16 protein-coding genes are annotated in these 17,980 nt (G+C 64.5%); 11 read left to right on the forward strand and 5 right to left on the reverse strand.

Annotation, left to right across the window (positions count from 1 at the left end; all coding sequences use genetic code 11):
- Positions 1 to 444: 444 nt before the first annotated feature.
- The gene (locus AO684_RS11860) at positions 445 to 1,953 is read right to left on the reverse strand and encodes an aldehyde dehydrogenase (NADP(+)) (RefSeq protein WP_054302953.1); all 1,509 of its coding nucleotides are present in this window, start codon (positions 1,951 to 1,953) and stop codon (positions 445 to 447) included.
- A 248-nt stretch (positions 1,954 to 2,201) separates the two neighbouring features.
- Here AO684_RS11860 and AO684_RS11865 point away from each other — a divergent pair, with 248 nt between their 5' ends.
- The 4 genes from AO684_RS11865 to AO684_RS11880 all read left to right on the forward strand — a co-directional run bounded on the left by AO684_RS11865 (position 2,202) and on the right by AO684_RS11880 (position 5,124).
- Positions 2,202 to 3,008, forward strand: coding sequence for a transporter substrate-binding domain-containing protein (locus tag AO684_RS11865; protein ID WP_054302954.1), 807 nt, complete (start codon positions 2,202 to 2,204; stop codon positions 3,006 to 3,008).
- 70 nt (positions 3,009 to 3,078) lie between these two features.
- On the forward strand, positions 3,079 to 3,744 hold the full coding sequence (locus tag AO684_RS11870; protein WP_054302955.1) for an amino acid ABC transporter permease: 666 nt from the start codon (positions 3,079 to 3,081) through the stop codon (positions 3,742 to 3,744).
- Between the two features lie 11 nt (positions 3,745 to 3,755).
- The gene (locus tag AO684_RS11875; protein ID WP_054302956.1) at positions 3,756 to 4,409 is read left to right on the forward strand and encodes an amino acid ABC transporter permease; all 654 of its coding nucleotides are present in this window, start codon (positions 3,756 to 3,758) and stop codon (positions 4,407 to 4,409) included.
- Positions 4,402 to 5,124, forward strand: a complete 723-nt coding sequence (locus AO684_RS11880; protein ID WP_054302957.1) for an amino acid ABC transporter ATP-binding protein — start codon at positions 4,402 to 4,404, stop codon at positions 5,122 to 5,124. The genes AO684_RS11875 and AO684_RS11880 overlap by 8 nt, the downstream gene beginning before the upstream one ends.
- A 70-nt stretch (positions 5,125 to 5,194) precedes the next feature.
- Here AO684_RS11880 and AO684_RS11885 read toward each other — a convergent pair whose 3' ends face one another.
- A complete protein-coding gene (locus AO684_RS11885) occupies positions 5,195 to 6,232 on the reverse strand; it encodes an Ldh family oxidoreductase (RefSeq protein WP_054302958.1) in 1,038 nt (345 codons plus the stop codon).
- Between the two features lie 55 nt (positions 6,233 to 6,287).
- Entirely contained in the window at positions 6,288 to 6,917 is a 630-nt protein-coding gene (locus AO684_RS11890; RefSeq protein ID WP_229825841.1) for a helix-turn-helix domain-containing protein, read from the reverse strand.
- 185 nt (positions 6,918 to 7,102) lie between these two features.
- Between AO684_RS11890 and AO684_RS11895 the strand changes: the two genes are divergently transcribed.
- From AO684_RS11895 to AO684_RS11910, 4 genes are read left to right on the forward strand one after another with little or no spacing between them, the layout of a single operon-like run.
- Positions 7,103 to 8,791, forward strand: a complete 1,689-nt coding sequence (locus tag AO684_RS11895; RefSeq protein WP_054302960.1) for an aconitase X — start codon at positions 7,103 to 7,105, stop codon at positions 8,789 to 8,791.
- 45 nt (positions 8,792 to 8,836) lie between these two features.
- The gene (locus AO684_RS11900; protein ID WP_054302961.1) at positions 8,837 to 9,796 is read left to right on the forward strand and encodes a dihydrodipicolinate synthase family protein; all 960 of its coding nucleotides are present in this window, start codon (positions 8,837 to 8,839) and stop codon (positions 9,794 to 9,796) included.
- A complete protein-coding gene (locus tag AO684_RS11905; RefSeq protein WP_054302962.1) occupies positions 9,787 to 10,719 on the forward strand; it encodes a proline racemase family protein in 933 nt (310 codons plus the stop codon). The genes AO684_RS11900 and AO684_RS11905 overlap by 10 nt, the downstream gene beginning before the upstream one ends.
- A gap of 55 nt (positions 10,720 to 10,774) precedes the next feature.
- Complete coding sequence (locus AO684_RS11910; RefSeq protein ID WP_054302963.1) at positions 10,775 to 12,025, forward strand: FAD-binding oxidoreductase; 1,251 nt, start codon at positions 10,775 to 10,777, stop codon at positions 12,023 to 12,025.
- Positions 12,026 to 12,039: 14 nt separating this feature from the next.
- On the opposite strand, the gene AO684_RS11915 is transcribed toward AO684_RS11910, so the two are convergent.
- Positions 12,040 to 13,074, reverse strand: a complete 1,035-nt coding sequence (locus AO684_RS11915) for a proline racemase family protein (protein WP_054302964.1) — start codon at positions 13,072 to 13,074, stop codon at positions 12,040 to 12,042.
- 113 nt (positions 13,075 to 13,187) lie between these two features.
- Here AO684_RS11915 and AO684_RS11920 point away from each other — a divergent pair, with 113 nt between their 5' ends.
- The 3 genes from AO684_RS11920 (at position 13,188) to AO684_RS11930 (ending at position 16,187) form a co-directional block, all read left to right on the forward strand.
- The gene (locus AO684_RS11920) at positions 13,188 to 13,844 is read left to right on the forward strand and encodes a GntR family transcriptional regulator (protein ID WP_054302965.1); all 657 of its coding nucleotides are present in this window, start codon (positions 13,188 to 13,190) and stop codon (positions 13,842 to 13,844) included.
- Between the two features lie 140 nt (positions 13,845 to 13,984).
- On the forward strand, positions 13,985 to 14,911 hold the full coding sequence (locus AO684_RS11925) for a LysR family transcriptional regulator (RefSeq protein WP_054302966.1): 927 nt from the start codon (positions 13,985 to 13,987) through the stop codon (positions 14,909 to 14,911).
- 265 nt (positions 14,912 to 15,176) lie between these two features.
- Positions 15,177 to 16,187, forward strand: coding sequence for a zinc-binding alcohol dehydrogenase family protein (locus AO684_RS11930; RefSeq protein ID WP_054302967.1), 1,011 nt, complete (start codon positions 15,177 to 15,179; stop codon positions 16,185 to 16,187).
- Positions 16,188 to 16,298: 111 nt separating this feature from the next.
- On the opposite strand, the gene AO684_RS11935 is transcribed toward AO684_RS11930, so the two are convergent.
- Positions 16,299 to 17,978, reverse strand: a complete 1,680-nt coding sequence (locus AO684_RS11935; protein ID WP_054302968.1) for a Na/Pi cotransporter family protein — start codon at positions 17,976 to 17,978, stop codon at positions 16,299 to 16,301.
- Positions 17,979 to 17,980: the final 2 nt, after the last annotated feature.

Genomic DNA, 17,980 nt, shown 5'->3' on the forward strand with positions numbered 1-17,980 from the left:
GCGCGGCAAGGCGCCCCCTGTTTTCGTTTTCGCTCCCGCCCGAAAGACCTGTTATGTCGAAGTGAAATTCGCAAACAACGGGAATGCGCTGAGAAACCTGCGCCAACCCGAATGTCGAAGTACGGCCGCTGGGCAAGATCTTTCTCGAGGACAGGTGCGAGGACGGCCCTCAGCCGGAGAGGCCCGCTTCGCACTAACGGTGAATCAGGGCCGACGCTCATGCCCCGGCTTCGGAATCCGAAGAACCGGAAACAGGGCTTGATCCCCGATCTGCCGCCCGTCAGGCAGACACGTTTGGATTTCTGCGGGATGCCGAAGCTTTCACAGATACCTGTGATCACCTCCACGAGACGTGCGGGCCGGGCGCAGAACCCTGTATCTGCGCATTGCTACCGTGACGGGCGATCCTGGTCCTTGCATCAGAACCACCCGGCACAGGTCTGATCAGGCGACCGGGAGCAGGCTTTCAGGGATGTTCTGATAGCAGACCGGCCGCAGGAAACGGCGGATCGACAGCGTGCCGACCGAGGTTGCCCCGAAATTCGTCGACGCGGGATAGGGGCCGCCATGCACCATGCTGTCGCAGACCTCGACCCCGGTGGGAAAGCCGTTGGCGAGGATGCGCCCGGCCTTGCGTTCCAGCACCGGCATCAGGCGGCGGGCCAGATCTGCGTCGGCTTCATCCATATGCAGCGTCGCGGTCAACTGTCCCTGAAAGCTCTCGGCCACCTGCACCATCTCTGCCGCATCGCGCACCGTTACCACCAGACCCAGCGGGCCGAACACCTCTTCTGACAACGTATGGTTACCCAGCCAGTCGGCAGCAGCGACGCGGAACAGGAAAGGTTTCGCATTGCGATGGTCACACACCGGGGTCAGCAGATCCTGCACCCCGGCCTGACCGGCCATGGTCGCGGCACCACTAACATAGGCAGCCGCAATACCTTCGGTCAGCATCATCTGCGCGCCGGTTTCAGCCAGTGCCGCGCGGGTTGCCTCAACCAGCGCCTCCGCTTCCGGCCCCTCTATGAAAACGGCGATGCCCGGATTGGTGCAGAATTGCCCGGCGCCCATGGTCAGCGAGGCGGCCCAGCCCCGGCCAATCTCAACTCCGCGACGGGCCACCGCCTCGGGCAGCAGAAACATCGGATTCACCGATCCCAGTTCGCCAAAGAACGGGATTGGTTCAGGGCGCTGCGCGCAAAGGTCGAACAATGCCCGCCCCCCGGCCAGCGAGCCGGTGAAGCCCACAGCCCTGATCAGGGGATGCTGCACAAGCGCCTGCCCCACATCGCGCCGCCCGCCCTGTACCAGCGAGAACACGCCCGCAGGCATGCCGCAGCGCAGGATGGCGGCGTGGATGGCCTGCGCGACGATCTCGCCGGTGCCGGGATGGGCGCCATGGCCCTTGACCACGACCGGGCAGCCTGCCGCCAGCGCCGCCGCCGTGTCGCCCCCGGCGGTCGAGAAGGCCAGCGGGAAGTTCGAGGCGCCGAATACCGCGACCGGGCCGATCGGGCGCTGCATCATGCGCAGATCCGGGCGCGGCAGCGGCTGGCGGTCCGGCAAGGCGGGATCATGGCGCAGGTCCAGATAATCGCCCGCGCGGATATGCTGCGCGAACAGGCGCAACTGCCCGGTGGTGCGACCGCGTTCCCCGTTCAGGCGGGCCTCGGGAAGGCCGGTTTCCTGCGTGCCGATGGTCGTGATCGCCTCGGCGCGGGCCTCAATCTCATCGGCGATGGCATCGAGGAAGTCCGCACGCGCCGCGCGCGGGAGGTGGGCATAAAGGCCAAAGGCTTGTTCGGCCGCCTGCACGGCCTGATCGACCAGTCCGGGGGTGCCGACGGAAAATTCATGCGCCGGACCATGCGCCGGCTCCGACAGGAAGGTGTGTTCGCTCCCGATCCATGCGCCGGCGATCAGGTGTTTGCCACTGGGTGCGAAAGTCATGGGAGGCCCCTTCTGCATGTGTCGACAGCCGGTTTTTTCCGACCACACGGCGTTTCATTGACGCAGCCCGCCTGAGCCGGGTGCTTCCGGCGGCTGCATGTAATGGCGCAAAACCAGCGCGTTAAATCATGGATGCGGCATAGCAGGAATTTTCCATCTGCACCACAGTTTTTCATAAAAGAAAAATTCTTGCTATAAAAAATAAATCCAGTCATCTTCGCGCAAGAATCAACAGAGAGGAACAACAAATGAAAAAGCTGACTTTGACCACCGCCCTGCTGGCCGCGACCGGCCTTGCGGGCATGGCCCAGGCTGACAAGCTGGACGATATCATCGCTTCGGGCACGCTGCGCTGCGCGGTCGTGCTGGACTTCCCGCCGATGGGGATGCGCGACGCCAATAACGCGCCGGAGGGCTTTGACGTCGACTATTGCAACGACCTGGCAAAGGCGCTTGGCGTCACCGCAGAGATCGTCGAAACCCCCTTCCCCGAACGTATTCCCGCGCTGATGTCGGGGCGCGTGGATGTCGGCGTCGCCTCGACCTCGGACACGCTGGAACGTGCCAAGACGGTCGGCTTTTCCATCCCCTATTTCGCCTTCGAAATGGCGGTGACCGCGAATGACGCGACGGGCATCAAATCCTATGACGACATGAAGGGTCACACGGTCGGCGCCGTCGCGGGCACCTACGAGGCCATCGCACTGGAACAGCAGGTCACCGCCTGGGGAGAGGGCGAGTTCCGCCCCTACCAAACGCAGGCCGATGTGTTCCTCGCGCTCAGCCAGGGACAGCTGGATGCGACAGTTTCCACCTCGACCGTCGCCATGGCCAATGTCAAGACCGGCAACTTTGCGGGCATCTCGGTGGTCGGCAAGGCGCCCTTCGACACCGACTATGTCGCGCTGTTCACCAACCGCGATGAATACGGCCTGATCAACTATCTGAACCTGTTCGTGAACCAGCAGATCCGCACCGGCCGTTACGCGGAACTGTATGAGAAATGGGTTGGTGGCGAGCTGCCCGCGCTGACCGTGCCGAACGCCTATCGCTAACCGGATGGCGGAAGGACAGGGGGGTAGTCCGCCCCGCCTGTCCTTCCGCGTCCCCAGGCCGGAGACAGCAATGTTCGGTTACACCTTCCAATGGAACCAGGCGCTGGCCCGGCTTCCGAAGATGCTGGATGGTGCGCTGGTGACGATGGAGGTGGCAATGCTGTCAATGCTGATCGGCATTGCGCTTGCCATCCTGTTGACCCTGCTGCGCCTGTCCGGCGCGCGCCCGCTGCGCGCCATCGCAACCGGCTGGGTCGAGATCGCACGCAACACCCCAGCCCTGTTCCAGATCTACATGGCACATTTCGGCGTTGCCAGTTTCGGCATCCACTTCAGCCCTTTCGTCTCGCTGCTCATCGGCATCACCTTCAACAATGCGGGCTATCTGGCCGAGAATTTCCGCGGCGCGCTGAAGGCCATCCCCGAGACACAGACGCGGGCCGGGCGGTCGCTGGGCATGTCGCAGTTGCAAGCCTTCCGCTACATCATCCTGCCGCAGATGCTGCGCATTTCCTTCCTGCCGATGACGAACCAGATGGTCTGGGCCGTGCTGATGACCTCGCTGGGTGTGACGGTGGGCATGAATGCCGATCTTTACGGCGTCACGCAGGATCTGAACGCGCTGACCTTCCGCACCTTCGAGCTGTTCGCCATTGCCGGAGTGCTGTTCTACGCCATCACGAAGATCATCACGCTGGGCGCGCGCGTCATCGCCGCACGCCTGTTCCGGTATTGAGAGGGGCCACCATGTTCGATACCGCACTCTCCGCCGCCGATCTGGTCTTTCTGGCCAAGGGCGCGGGCATGACAATCCTTGTCACCGCGATTTCCGTGGCCATCGGCACCCTGCTTGGCATCCTGTTCGGCGTGATCCGGGTGCAGCTTGGTGCGACGCTGTCGCTGCCGCTGACCTTCTTTCTGGATATCTTCCGCTCTGTCCCGCTGCTGATCCAGCTTGTCCTAGCCAATGCGTTCATGGGCATGGTGCTGCGCCTTCAGATTTCGGGCTTCACCGTGGCCTGCGGGGTGCTGTCACTTTACACTGCCGCCTATTGCGCCGAGATCGTGCGCGGCGGCATTGACGCTGTGCCTGCCACCACCCGCCGCGCGGCGCGCTCGCTGGGCATGAGCTGGATGCAGGACATGCGCTATATCGTGGCCCCGCTGGCGACGCGCATCGCGCTGCCCTCGTGGATCGGGCTGGCACTTGGCGTAATGAAGGATTCCGCGCTGGTCTATGTGGTGCAGGTGACCGAATTGCTGAAATCCACCCAGATCCTGATCACCCGCCTGCAAGAGCCGTTATTCCTGCTGCTGATCTGCGGCGCCTTCTACTTCCTCATCAGCTTCCCGCTGGCCCGTTTCGGCGGGTATCTTGAAAAAAGGTGGTCCCATGATTGAGATCCAGAACGTCCACAAATCCTTTGGTCCGCTCAAGGTTCTCAAGGGCATCGACCTGACGGTGGAAAAGGGCGAGGTCGTGACCGTGATCGGCGGCTCGGGGTCGGGGAAATCCACGCTGCTGACCTGCATCAACGGGCTGGAGCCCATCGATTCCGGCCGTATCCTTGTGGATGGCACCGAGGTTCACGCCCGCACGACCGACCTGAACAGGCTGCGCCAGAACATTGGGATCGTGTTCCAGCAATGGAACGCCTTTCCGCATCTGACCGTCTTGGAAAACGTGACGCTGGCACCGCGCAAGGTGCTGGGAATCGGCAAGGCGGAGGCCGAGGCGATTGCGGAAAAACAGCTTCGGCATGTGGGCCTGGGCGACAAGCTGTCGACCTTCCCGTCGCGTCTGTCGGGCGGTCAGCAGCAGCGCATGGCGATTGCCCGCGCGCTGGCCATGTCGCCCGACTACATGCTGTTCGACGAAGTGACTTCGGCGCTGGACCCGCAGTTGGTGGGTGAGGTACTGGAGACGCTCAAGATGCTGGCCGAGGAAGGCATGACCATGATCTGCGTAACGCATGAAATGGCCTTTGCCCGCGATGTGTCGGACCGCGTGGCCTATTTCCATAAGGGGATCATGGCCGAAATCGGTGCGCCGGAACAGATTTTCGGCGATCCGCAACACCCGGAAACGCGGGCCTTTCTGGCCAGCGTGCGCTGACCGCTTTCATGGCGGGAACAAAAAAGGCGCGGGGGCAACCCCGCGCCTTTCGCCTTTTCAGCGCGAAAGATCAAGCGGCGACAGCCGCAAGGCCCATGGCCTCGAAACGATCAAGCTGCGCCAGTTCGGTATCGCTCAGCGCGATGCCGTCACGCAGCGCCCTGTCGCGTGCGGCAAAGCGGCGCTCGGACGGCAGGCGCGCGCCCTGCGCCCCGATGGCGGTCAGCAGCTTCTCGCCCTCGGCAATCGGGTCACGGCCACTGCGGGCGGCAAAGACCTGCGGGTCCAGTGCGATCACCAGCGCGCCGTGACGCGGCAGCAGGTCGGTGCCGCCCATGAAATCCAGCGCCTCCTTGCTCATGAATTCGCCCAGCATCGCGCCCGACAGCAATTCAACCATCGTCGAGATGGCAGACCCCTTGTGCCCCCCGAAGGTCAGCATCGCACCGTCCAGCGCGGCCTCGGGGTCGGTCGTCGGCTTGCCGTCGCGGTCAACGGCCCAGCCTTCCGGGATCGGCTTGCCTGCGCGGCGGTGCAATTCGATCTCGCCCCGCGCGGCAACGCTGGTCGCAAAGTCGAAGACATAGGGATGCGCGCCCTTGCGCGGCCAGCCGAAGGCCAGCGGGTTGGTGCCCAGAAGCGGCTCCTTCCCGCCGGCGGGCGCCACGAAGGAATAGCTCGGGCACATCGACAGCGAGGCAAGCCCGTCCTCGGCCAGCGCCTCGACATCATGCCACAGCGCCGAGAAATGCAGACAATCGCGGATCACCAGCGCCGCAAGGCCGGTTTCGCGGGCACGGGCTGCCAGCGCGGCGCGGGCGGTGTAAAATGCGGGGTTGGAAAATCCACCCTTTGCATCCACCTCGATCACGGATTTCCCGGCATCATGCAGCTCCGGCACCGCATCGGGCACGACCTTGCCCGCCGCCAGAACCCGCAGGCAGCCCTCGATCCGGTAAATGCCGTGGGACTTGCAGTTGTCGCGCTCGCCCGCAACGATCACACGGGCCACCGCCCCGGCGCTTTCGGGGCGCACACCGGCACGGGTGAAGATGGTTTCGACACGCGTCAGCAGCGCATCGCAGGACAGGATATTGGGCTCGGCCATGCTTGGGCAGTCTCCTTCAGGAAGGCGGTGGGTGGGCAGGCCGGGCGTCGCGCGCCTACCTGTCCACGTCGATATAAGTGCAGGCCCAGAACACGCGGGCCTCGTCATCGTCGAGGGCGCGCAAGCCGTGCTTCAGCGTGCTGTCGAAATAGGCGCAGTCGCCCGGTTCCAGCACGACAGGCTGGTAATGCTCCACCACCAGCTCGATCCGGCCGGACAGCACATACAGCGTTTCCTCGCCGTCATGCGCCTCAAGCTCGGACGGCTTCAGCGGCGCGCGTTTTTCGACACGGGTCACCAGCGGGATGATCTTTTTCTCGGCCAGCGCGTTGCAAAGCACCTCGTATTCGAAGTTCTTCGAACGCACCTTGCGGCCCTGACCCGCCTTGGTCACCGTCATGCGCGTGGTCTGATGCGCCTCGTGATCCGACGAGAACAGCCGCTCCATCCCGATGTCATAGGCCCGCGCGATGCGGACAAGGTTTTCGTAGCTTGGCGAGACGCGGCCGTTTTCGATCTTGTGGATCGTCGACACGGCAAGACCCGTCCGCTGCGCCGCCGCCTCCAGGGTCAGGCCGCAGGCCTGACGCACGGATTTCATCCGGTTCCCCAGGTCCGACCGCAGTTGCAGGCGCTCGGCCTCCCAGTCGTCCCCGGTCTGATCGGAGTCGACGGCGCCGTCCAAGGATTTTTCCGTTTGCGTCATATTTTTCTTTTCTTACCAGTTGTGATCGTTTAAGCATATTTCCATGGCGACTGCAAGATTAGCAATCTGCCAGCAGAAAAGAGAATCCCAAAGTCGGCCCTTTCGGTGCCGTTGCGCGTGAAATCCGCGAAACGGCAGGTCTTCGACGGGCAACGAGGTCAACCATGGCAACCATGATCGTTTCCGCATCGGTTCAGGGGCCGCTCCTCGCCTGCGACGAAGGGCTGAGTGTCTGGGGCGGCGTGAACCCGTCCACGGGCGAGATCATCGACACGCTGCACCCGCAACGCGGGCATTCGCTTGCCGGTCAGATCGTGATGATGCCGACCAGCCGGGGGTCTTGCACCGGCAGCGGTGTGCTTTTGGGTCTGGCCTTCGCAGGGAATGCCCCGCGCGCCCTGATCTTCCGCGAGGGCGAGGACATCCTGACGCTGGGCGCACTGGTCGCCGGGCGGCTGTTCGGGCATGGCATCGCCGTGCTGCGTCTCAGCCCCGCCGAATATGATGCGCTGGCCCGCGAAACTGCCGCCAGCATCACCCCCGACGCGCTGACCGCCGGAGCGTTGACCCTGCCGCTTGCCCCCGCCGGAGACCGGGATCTTGAGCTGACGGCAGCTGACCAGGCCTTCCTTGACGGGCAGCATGGCGAGGCGGCGCGGCTGGCCATGGAGATCATCGTCACCATGGCGCGTGCGCAGAGCGCCCCGCGCCTGACCGATGTCAGCCGCGTGCATATCGACGGCTGCATCTACGCCAGCCCGGCCTTCCTGACCTTTGCCCGCGGCATGGCCGACAAGGGCGCACGGGTGCGCGTTCCGACCACGATGAACGCCATTTCGGTGGATCACGCCAACTGGCGCGCGCAGGGCGTCGCTCCTGCCTTCGGCACTCCGGCTGCGGGGCTGGCCGATGCCTATGTCGAGATGGGCGCGAAGCCCAGCTTCACCTGCGCCCCCTATCTGCTGGAGGATCGCCCCGGCACGGGCGAAGACATAGCATGGGCCGAAAGCAATGCGGTGATCTATGCCAACAGCGTGCTGGGCGCGCGCACGGTGAAACACGCTGATTTCATGGATCTCTGCATCGCGCTGACCGGACGCACCGCGCTTGCCGGGGTCTACCTGCCGGAAAACCGCGCGCCGCGCCGGATCATCGATGTGGCCCTGCCGGACGGGGCCGACGATGCCTTCTGGCCCATGCTCGGCTGGCTGGTGGGTCGCGCCGCACCGGACCGTATTCCGCTGATCCGGGGGCTGGAACAGGCGCAGCCTTCGCAGGATGATCTGAAGGCGCTTTGCGCCGCCTTCGGCACGACCTCAGCCGCGCCGATGCTGCATGTCGCAGGCCTCACGCCCGAGGCAGGCCTGCCCCCAGCGCCCGAGGCAGACACCGTGACGCTTGGCCCTGCCGATTTCGCCCGGCTCTGGCAGGACTTCAATCGCGGCCCCGCGCAGGTCGATCTGGTTGCGCTTGGCAGCCCGCATTTCTCGGCGGACGAATGCGCGCTTTTCGCAGATCTGATGGCGGGAAGCCGCGTGCATCCCGAAGTCACCACGATCATCACGCTTGGCCGCGACACACTTGCAGTGATCGGGCGGAACGGGGTGCAGGCCCGGCTGGAAGCCGCGGGCGTCAGGATCATTCCCGATCTGTGCTGGTGCTCGATCTCGGAGCCGGTCTTTCCGCCACAGGCAAAGGTGCTGATGACCAATTCCGGCAAATACGCTCATTACGCGCCGGGGCTGAGCAACCGCAGCATCCGCTTCGGCGCGCTTGCCCAATGCGCCGAAACGGCGCGCAGCGGGCTGGCCCCTGCCCTGCCCCCCGGCTGGATGACGCAAGCCACAATCTGACGCGGGGGTTCCCCCTGCCCTTCCCACGAACCAACGGAGCCTCCGATGAAGAAAGACGTTTTCCTTGGCACGATCCCCGCATTGCTGACGCCCTGCACCGCAGACCGTCAGCCCGATTTCGACGCGCTTGTGCGCAAGGGACAAGAGATGATGGCGGCCGGCATGTCCGGCGTGGTCTATTGCGGGTCATGCGGCGACTGGCCACTGCTGACCGACGAACAGCGGATGGAAGGCGTGGAACGTCTGACGAAGGCCGGGGTGCCGGTCGTCGTCGGCACCGGCGCCATCAACACCAGATCCGCCGTGGCCCATGCCGCCCATGCCCAGAAGATCGGCGCCGCCGGTCTGATGGTCATTCCGCGGGTGCTGTCGCGCGGGCTTTCGGTCGCCGCACAGCGCAACCATTTCAAGGCCATCCTCGACGCGGCACCGGATGTGCCCGCCATCATCTACAACAGCCCCTATTACGGCTATTCGACCAAGGCCGACCTGTTCTTCGCTCTGCGCGCCGAGCACAGAAATCTGATCGGTTTCAAGGAATTCGGCGGCAAGGCGGATCTGAGCTACGCCGCGGAACACATCACCTCGCAGGATGACGAGGTGATCCTGATGGTGGGCGTGGATACCGAGGTCTACCACGGTTTCGTCAAATGCGGCGCGGTGGGCGCGATCACCGGAATCGGCACGATCTTCCCGAAGGAATCGCTGCTTCAGGTCGCGCTGTCACGTCGCGCCGCCGAGGGCTGCCCCGAAGCCGACCTCCGCGCGCGCGAGCTTGCCGAGGCATTCTCGGTGCTGGCCAAATTCGACGAGGGTGTCGATCTCGTGCTTTACTTCAAGCATCTCATGGTGCTGAAGGGCGAAAGCGAGTATGCGCTCAACATCAATGAAACCGATGCGCTGTCGCCCTCGCAGGCCAAATTCTGTGAAGCGCAGTTCCATCAGTTCAACAAGTGGTTCGCCGCATGGTCGCGTCAGGGCGGGGTGATCGCTGAATGCATGTGATCGACAGCCATACCGGCGGGGAGCCGACACGGGTGATCCTCGACGGCGGTCCCGATCTCGGGACCGGGCCACTGGCCGAGCGGGCGGCGCGGCTGGCCACGGATCACCGCGATTTCTACCGCTCGGTCATTCTTGAACCGCGCGGACAGCCCGCCATGGTCTGTGCCCTGCTGGTTCCGCCGGTCGATCCGACCTGCGTGACCGGGGTGATCTACTTCGACGCCGAGGCGGTTCTGGGCATGTGCGGCCATGGCACCATCGGGCTGGCGGTGACGCTGGCCCATCTGGGCCGCATCGGCATCGGCCAGCACCGGATCGAAACGCCGGTCGGGGTGGTGACGGTCGATCTGCTGGACCCGACCACGGTTCGGGTGACGAATGTCGAAAGCCGCCGCACCCGCAGCGGCGTTTCGGTCGAGGTCGCGGGCGTCGGCACTGTCACCGGCGACCTGGCCTATGGCGGCAACGGCTTCTTCATTGTCGATCCCAGCCCGATCCCTGTCACCGCCTCGAACATCCGTCAGCTGACCGAGGTTACCATTGCGGTGCGCGAGGCGCTTCAGACGGCGGGGATCACCTGCGCGCCAGGCATGCCGGTCGATCATGTGATCTTCTACGGCCCCCCTGAAACGCCGGAAGGTCACAGCCGCAACTTCGTGCTGTGCCCCGATGACGCCTATGACCGCTCGCCCTGCGGCACCGGCAGTTCGGCCCGGCTGGCCTGTCTTGCTGCCGCCGGACGCCTGGCAGAAGGCGCCGAGATCGTGCAGGAAAGCATCATCGGCAGCACCTATCGGCTGTCCTGGCGCAAGGGGGCGAATGGCGGGGTCATCCCCTCGATCACCGGCCGCGCCTATGTGATGGCGGAAAGCCGGCTGATCTTTCAGGCGGAAGATCCGTTCCGGCGGGGCATCGTGCTCTGACCCCAGCCCCGGCCGTCAGGGCCGGGGTTTTCCTTTGCTTTCATGGCTGAACGGAATGCCACATCCCACCCAAACGGAAATCATCGTCATCGGCGCCGGGATCATCGGCGTGACCGCCGCTCTGGCGCTTCAGGCCAAGGGGCACCGCGTCCGCCTGTTGGATCGCAAGGGCGTGGCTTCCGAAACCTCGCGCGGAAACGCCGGGGCCTTCGCCTTTGCCGAGCTGGAACCGCTGGCCACCCCCGGCATTCTGCGCAAGGCACCGAAATGGCTGCTGGACCCGCTGGGGCCGCTGTCGCTGCGCCTGGCCTATGCGGCGCAGATCCTGCCGTGGATGTGGCATTTCTGGCGCGCGACGGCGCCTTCACGCTACGAGGCGGCGGTGCAGGCGCAGTCAGGGCTGATGCGGCTGTCACAACAGGCGCTGGAGCGGCTGATCACGCGCGTTGACGGGGAACCCCTGATGCGGCGCGAAGGCCAGCTTCAGGTCTATGAGGGCCAGGCGCAGTTCGCCGCCTCGCTGCCCGCATGGGAATTGCGCCGCCGCCATGGCATCGCCTTCGACCTGCTGGAAAGCCCGGCGGCGATTGCGGAGATCCAGCCGGGGCTGAACCCGCGCTTTACCCATGCAGGCTTTACCCCCGGCTGGATGAATACCGTCGATCCCGCGCGCTGGACCGAACACCTCGCCGCTGCCTTCGTAAATGCAGGCGGGATGATCGAGGTGGCAGATGTTCGTGCGATCAGGCCGCGCGAGGCGGGCGCGGATGTCATCACCGCCACCGGACCCCGCGCCGCCGCGCAGGTGGTCGTTGCCGCCGGGGCGTGGTCGCATCATCTTGCCCGGACGCTGGGCCACCGCATCCCGCTGGACACCGAACGCGGCTACAACACCACCTTCCCCACGGCCAGTTTCGATCTGCGCACCCATCTGACCTTCAGCAATCACGGCTTCGTCGTCAGCCGCATTGGCGAGGGCCTGCGCGTCGGCGGCGCGGTAGAGCTGGGCGGCCTGAACCTTCCGCCGAACTACAGGCGCGCCGAAATCCTTGTGCGCAAGACAGCCGAGTTTCTGCCCGGTTTCGATCCGAATGGCGGCACGCAATGGATGGGTTTCCGCCCTTCGCTGCCTGACAGCCTGCCGGTCATCGCCCGCGCACCGGGGGCTGACCGGGTGATCTATGCCTTCGGCCACGGCCATCTGGGTCTGACCCAATCCGCCGGAACCGCCGAACTGGTCGCCGCGCTTGTCGCGGGCCGGGCACCTGCGCTGTCGCTCGTCCCCTTCGACCCGCGCCGGTTCTGAACCGGCCCCTGGCCTCAGCCGAACAGCCGGGGCCAGGTATCGGAAATGCGATAGCCCTCGGGCCAGGGGTCTGCCGGGTCCAGCATGTGCTGATGCGTGCCCGTGATCCATGCCCGGCCACTGATCTCGGGCCGGATGGCAGGTATATCCCCTACACGGGTTTCGCCAAGAATGCGGCCATGAAACTCTGACCCGATGATCGACACGCCGGTAAAGCGGTCCTCCGGACCCATCTGGTTGCGCGCATGCAGGATGGCCATGCGGGCGGAAACGGCGGTTCCGGTCGGCGAGCGATCCAGCTTGCCCGGCTGGATCGCCACCACCGATTGCGCCCGCAACTGGTTGCCCTGCCGCGACACCGGACCGGCGAACAGACAGAAGGAGTGATGCGTCCAGTCGGGCTGCCCCGGATGCTCGAACCGATAACGCGCATTGGCAGCGTTGGTAATGCGGATGCCGGTTTCCGCGATCTCGCGCGCATTCCCGGCCACAAGGTCAATGCCCAGAGCAACCGGATCGACAACGACAAAACTGTCCCCGCCGAAGGCCGTATCAACCGTCAGGCAGCCCAACCCCGGCACTTCCAGCGGCACATCCAGCCGCGTGGCGAAAGACGGCAGGTTTTCGACATGGATGCGCTCGGCCTTGCCCTGCGCGCATTCGGCCCGCACCCGCACCAGACCGCCCGGCGCCTCCAGCACCATTTCGGTAACAGGCTCCTGCATCGGGATGATGCCGCTGTCCAGCAGCACGGTCGAGACACAGATCGAGTTCGACCCCGACATCGGCGGCGTGTCCTCCGGCTCCATGATGATCCATGCGGCCTGCGCCTCGGGATGCCTGGGCGGCACCAGCAGGTTCACATGCCGGAACACCCCGCCCCGCGGTTCATTCAGCATGAAATTGCGCAACACCTGATCGCGCGCAATCCAGTTGCGCTGATCCCACACTGTATTTCCCGGCGGAGGTGCGACACCGCCGACGATGACATCGCCCACCTCGCCCTCGGCATGGCATGAAACGACGTGAATGACCTTCGTGCTGCGCATGTCCTGCTCCGGCTGTAATGAATCGCTGATATTGCATATTGTATCCAATATACAATTCAAGCTATAACCTGTTCCGCTGGCCAAAGTTTGGCGATCCGGGGCATATCGGGCCTATGAAATTCGAAAGCACCGACCTGTCACAAACCCGATCCGCCGCGGATGTCGTTTTCGCGGCGCTGCGCACGGCCATCGTGAACGGTGATCTGGAAAACGGCAGCCAGCTCCGGCAGGAGGAAATCGCCACCGCCTTCAATGTCAGCCGTATCCCGGTGCGCGAGGCCATTGCCCGGCTTGAACAACTCGGCCTGGTTGAGACACGGCGCTACAAGGGTGCTTTCGTGACCGATCTTCCGCCGCAGGAGATCGCGGAAATCTTCCGGCTGCGGGCGCTTGTCGAAAGCGATGCCATCCGGCAGACCGCAAGGCAGATGACCGGAGCGGCCCTGTCGGACGCCGAAACCGCGCATCTGGCCTTTGCCCGCGCGGTCACGCCGACGGAATGGATGGAACAGAACCGCCGCTTCCACTGCGCACTCTATGGTGCAGGCGGCCAACGGCACTATCTCGGCGTGATCGAAAATCTGCTGAATCTCAGCGACCGCTATCTGCGTGCCCAGCTTTCACTGACAGACGGCCAGCAGAAAGCAGTCGACGAACACGCGCTGATCCTTGACGCCTGCAGGTCCGGCGATGCCGAACGCGCGGCCCGCCTGACTGCCGCGCATATCGAGGATGCCGGGCGTGCCTTGCTGACCTGCCTTGGCCACTGACCGGCGCAGGGGTTCGGCTTGCCGAAGGCTCTGATCTGTCCTGCGGTATGCAGGCGGATCGGTCGTTGCCCTTCCTGCCGTCACCGTGCGAGGCTGTTGCGCGTTCGGCGGCGCGGTGTGACGAAGGAAGCGGATCATCCATGGCATTCGATCTGAAAACCCTGGAGCTTTTCGTCCGCGTGGCCGCACTTGGGGCGCTTGGAAAGGCGGGCGAGGATATGCGCATTTCGCCGACCGCCACGACGCAGCGCATTCAGGCGCTGGAGGCAGAACTGGGCGTCCGGCTGCTGCATCGCACCACACGCGCGGTTTCGCTGACCCCCGAAGGCGAAACCTTCCTGCTGCACGCCCGGCAGATCCTCGATGGCGCGGAAGAAGCCCGCGCGGCCATGTCATCAAGCCGCAGCCGGGTCTTTGGCGACTTGCGGGTCACCGCGTCGGCAGCCTTCGGGCGCAGCCAGATCGTGCCGCATATCGGGGAGTTTCTGCGGCTCTACCCCGAGGTTTCGCTCAGGCTCGACCTGAGCGACAGCATGGTGGACATCATCGAACACGGCTATGATCTGGCAATCCGTATCGGTGCGCTGGCTTCGTCTTCACTGGTGGCGCGGAAACTGGCGCAGAACCCGAGGCTGCTTGTTGCGGCCCCTGCCTATCTTGAACGGGCAGGCCAGCCCGCCTCGCCCGCCGATCTCAGGTCACATAGCTGTATCGTTCTGGGTGAAACCCGGAACTGGCTGCTGCGCGATGCCATGGGAACCGAGGTGGAAACACGCGTCTCGGGCCGGTTTACCACCAATTTCGGCGAGGCCGTGACGGAGGCTTTGCTGCAAGGCCTTGGCATCGGCCTGAAATCGCTCTGGGATGTCGCGGATCATCTGCAAGCCGGGCGTCTGGTGCGGGTGCTGCCCGACTATTCCGTCGGTCCCGACTGGTACGTCTGGGCCGTGCGCCCTCCGAACCGGGTGCTTCCGTCACGGGTGCAGGCATTCATTGAATTCTTTGAAAAAAGGTTTCAGACCGCAGTGCAGCAAGGCACAGCCCTGCCGCATGCCCCCGGCACCTGAATTTTGAAATTCCAAATTATCATTGCCTGAATGCGGTGATTATCATGAAATCCTCGCGGTGTAATGTTCCCCATGCGGCATTCCCGCCGTGACACCGAGGACAATTCCATGAAGCTCGCCCGTTTCCTTGCCCTGTTCACCAGGACGCAATGCCGCCCGCAAAGCCCTTATGTGCGGGCGATGCTGGGCGCCGTCATCGACGCCCGCAATGGATGACACGGCACCGGCCCTGCCCGACCGCCGCCCGAAGGAAAGGATTACTGCCATGAAAGCCATCGCCCTGCTGCGTTATCTGCCGGTTGATGATCCCCAATGCCTCGTCGATGTGGACCTGCCGATGCCCCGCGCCGAAGGCCACGATCTGCTGGTCGAGGTGAAGGCCGTTTCGGTCAACCCGGTGGATACCAAAGTGCGTGCGCCCAAGGACAAGGCTGAGACCACGCCACGGGTGATCGGCTATGACGCGGCCGGGATCGTCTCGGCGGTGGGGTCGGATGTGACCCTTTTCAAACCGGGCGACGAGGTCTGGTATGCGGGCGACATCACCCGCACAGGAACCAACCAGCAGTATCACCTTGTGGACGCGCGGATCGCCGGGCGCAAACCGGCCTCACTGACCTTCGCCGAAGCCGCCGCAATGCCGCTGACGACGATTACCGCGTGGGAGGCAATGTTCGACCGGCTGGGCATTGACCCCGATGGTGCGGACAAGGGCCAGTCGATCCTCTTGATCGGCGGCGCGGGCGGCGTTGGCTCCATCGCCATCCAGCTTGCCAGACGGGCGGGTTTGACGGTGATCGCCACCGCCTCGCGCCCCGATACGATATCCTGGGTTCGGGATCTGGGCGCCAGTCATGTTGTCAATCACCGCGAGGATCTGGTTGCGCAGGTGCGCGGGCTGGGTTTCCGGCACGTCGACCATATCGCGATTTTCAACGACATGCGGCACTGGGCTGCCTGCGTGGAACTGATCCGCCCGCAGGGCGGCATCGTGGCGATCGACGATACCGACCTGCCGATGCCAATGGGAGGCATGAAAACCAAGGCGGCCAGCCTGCACTGGGAATACATGTTCGCCCGGCCCATGCACCAGACCCCTGACATGATCGAACAGCACCGGCTTCTGAACCGGGTGGCCGGGCTTGTCGATGCCGGCGAGATCCGCACGACACTGACCAGAACCTTGTCGCCCATCAACGCAGCAACGATGCGCGAGGCCCATGCCGCCGTAGAATCCGGCCGGATGATCGGCAAGATTGTCGTCGAAGGATTCTGAACTTTCCTGTGCAGGAATGGCCCGGCAGTTCGAAGCTGCCGGACCAGCCACGGGTGCGGCACGGGTCCGGGCCTGCAATCACTTGAGATCGCAGATGCTTACATCCGGCGCCTATTCGGAGATCCCGGCTTCGTCGACACGCTCCATCTCCCGCAGGCGACTGCCATGCATGAGGCCAGCGGCAGCCAGTCTGGGATAGGCCGCAGCGGCCAGCACAGAATTGACACGGTGGAGATCACGCAAGATGTCGAAGAACAGCTTTGCCGAAGCACTGTCCGAAGATCCCTGCGAAAGATCCGCCGCGATGATCCTGTCTTCCCGGCTGCGAAAAACATCCTTGCGACTGGCCAGTTCCTTGGCCACCTCCAGATCGTCAGAGCAAAGTGCTGCGGGCAGCACCTGAAGCGTACCCGTCAGAACAGCCCGCAGATCGCTCAGACTGTCTTGCTGAATGGTGTCGAAGACGCTGTTTCGGCGCACCTTCTGGCGGGCGCGGTCGCTCAGGGTGCGGCGGATGATGTCGCCCGCATGTTCCAGGCTGCCTGCGTAATGCAGGATCATCCGGGCACGCCGCGCTTCGTCTCCTGTCTGGCCTTCGGCTGTCAGCCCGGACAGATAACGTCCAAGCGCCTTGAGATGCGCTGAGAGTTGGTCCCCCAGTGGCGACAGATCGCGCAGGCCTTCCAGTTTGCCGCTTTTCAGAACATCCAGAGGCAGTTCGATCATCCGGGCCACCATCTCGGCCATGCGCGTGGTTTCCAGCCCTGCATTGATCAGCGCCATCTGCGGTGTGGTTGCCGCCGAAACCGTCAGGTATCGCGGCGCAGCGAGCCCCTGATCCGGGGGCGGATCACCCGGCACCAGCCGCGCCACCACCCCCGGCACCTTGTGCGACAGCGGCAGGAAGATGATCGCGGCAGCCAGGTTGAAACCCAGATGCATCTGCGCCACCGCCGTAGCTGGCGTCAGATGCATCCCTGCCAGCCCGCGCAGCAGCGGCGCCATGCCCAGCAGGGCAAGCACCGCCAACCCGCCCCGGCACAACAGGTTTGCAACCGGCAACTGCCGTGCGGCGGCAGGCTGCCCCATCGTGGCGGTCAGCGCGGGAAGGCCGCCTCCGAAGTTCAGCCCCAGCACGAAGGGCAACGCCTGATCCGGTGCGAGGCTGCCGTTCATCACGAAGGTCGTCAGCAACAGAACGACTGCCAGCGACGAATGGCAGATCCATGTGAGAAGGGCCCCGGCCAGAAAGGCAAGCATCGGCTCGGCCGACAGGGCATTGAGGAGATCGTGAAACAGCGTTGCCTCGCGCAGCGGCGCGGTTGCGCCGACCACCAGCTTCAGCGCGAACAACATCAGGCCAAGCCCGATCAGCATGCGCCCCATGTTGCGTGGGCGGAACTCGGCGGATCGGCCAAAGGTCACATAGCCCGCAAATATCAGCACTGGCGCCAGCATCGCAGCCACCGAAGATCCAGAGGCCAGCACCGCAGCCGTGGCCGCCGACCCGACATCCGCCCCCAGCAATACCGCCAGCCCGGCGGCAGGCGCCAGAACACCGCCAGCCGCAAGACTGGCCACGATCAGCGTGGTCGCGGTGGCGCTGCCCAGAATGGCCGTGACACCCAAGCCGCCCCCGAAGGCTGCGATCCGGCTCGACAGCCTTCGTTCCAGCCAGGCGCGCAGCCGGTCGCCCCAGCCACGCTCCATCCCGGTGCGGACCATGCGCACACCCCAGAGCAACAGGGCAACGCCCCCGAGCAGATCGAGGATGACAAACGTGCCGGTCATGG

The sequence above is a fragment of the Gemmobacter sp. LW-1 genome, from assembly GCF_001303875.1.
Lineage (GTDB): Bacteria > Pseudomonadota > Alphaproteobacteria > Rhodobacterales > Rhodobacteraceae > Gemmobacter > Gemmobacter caeni.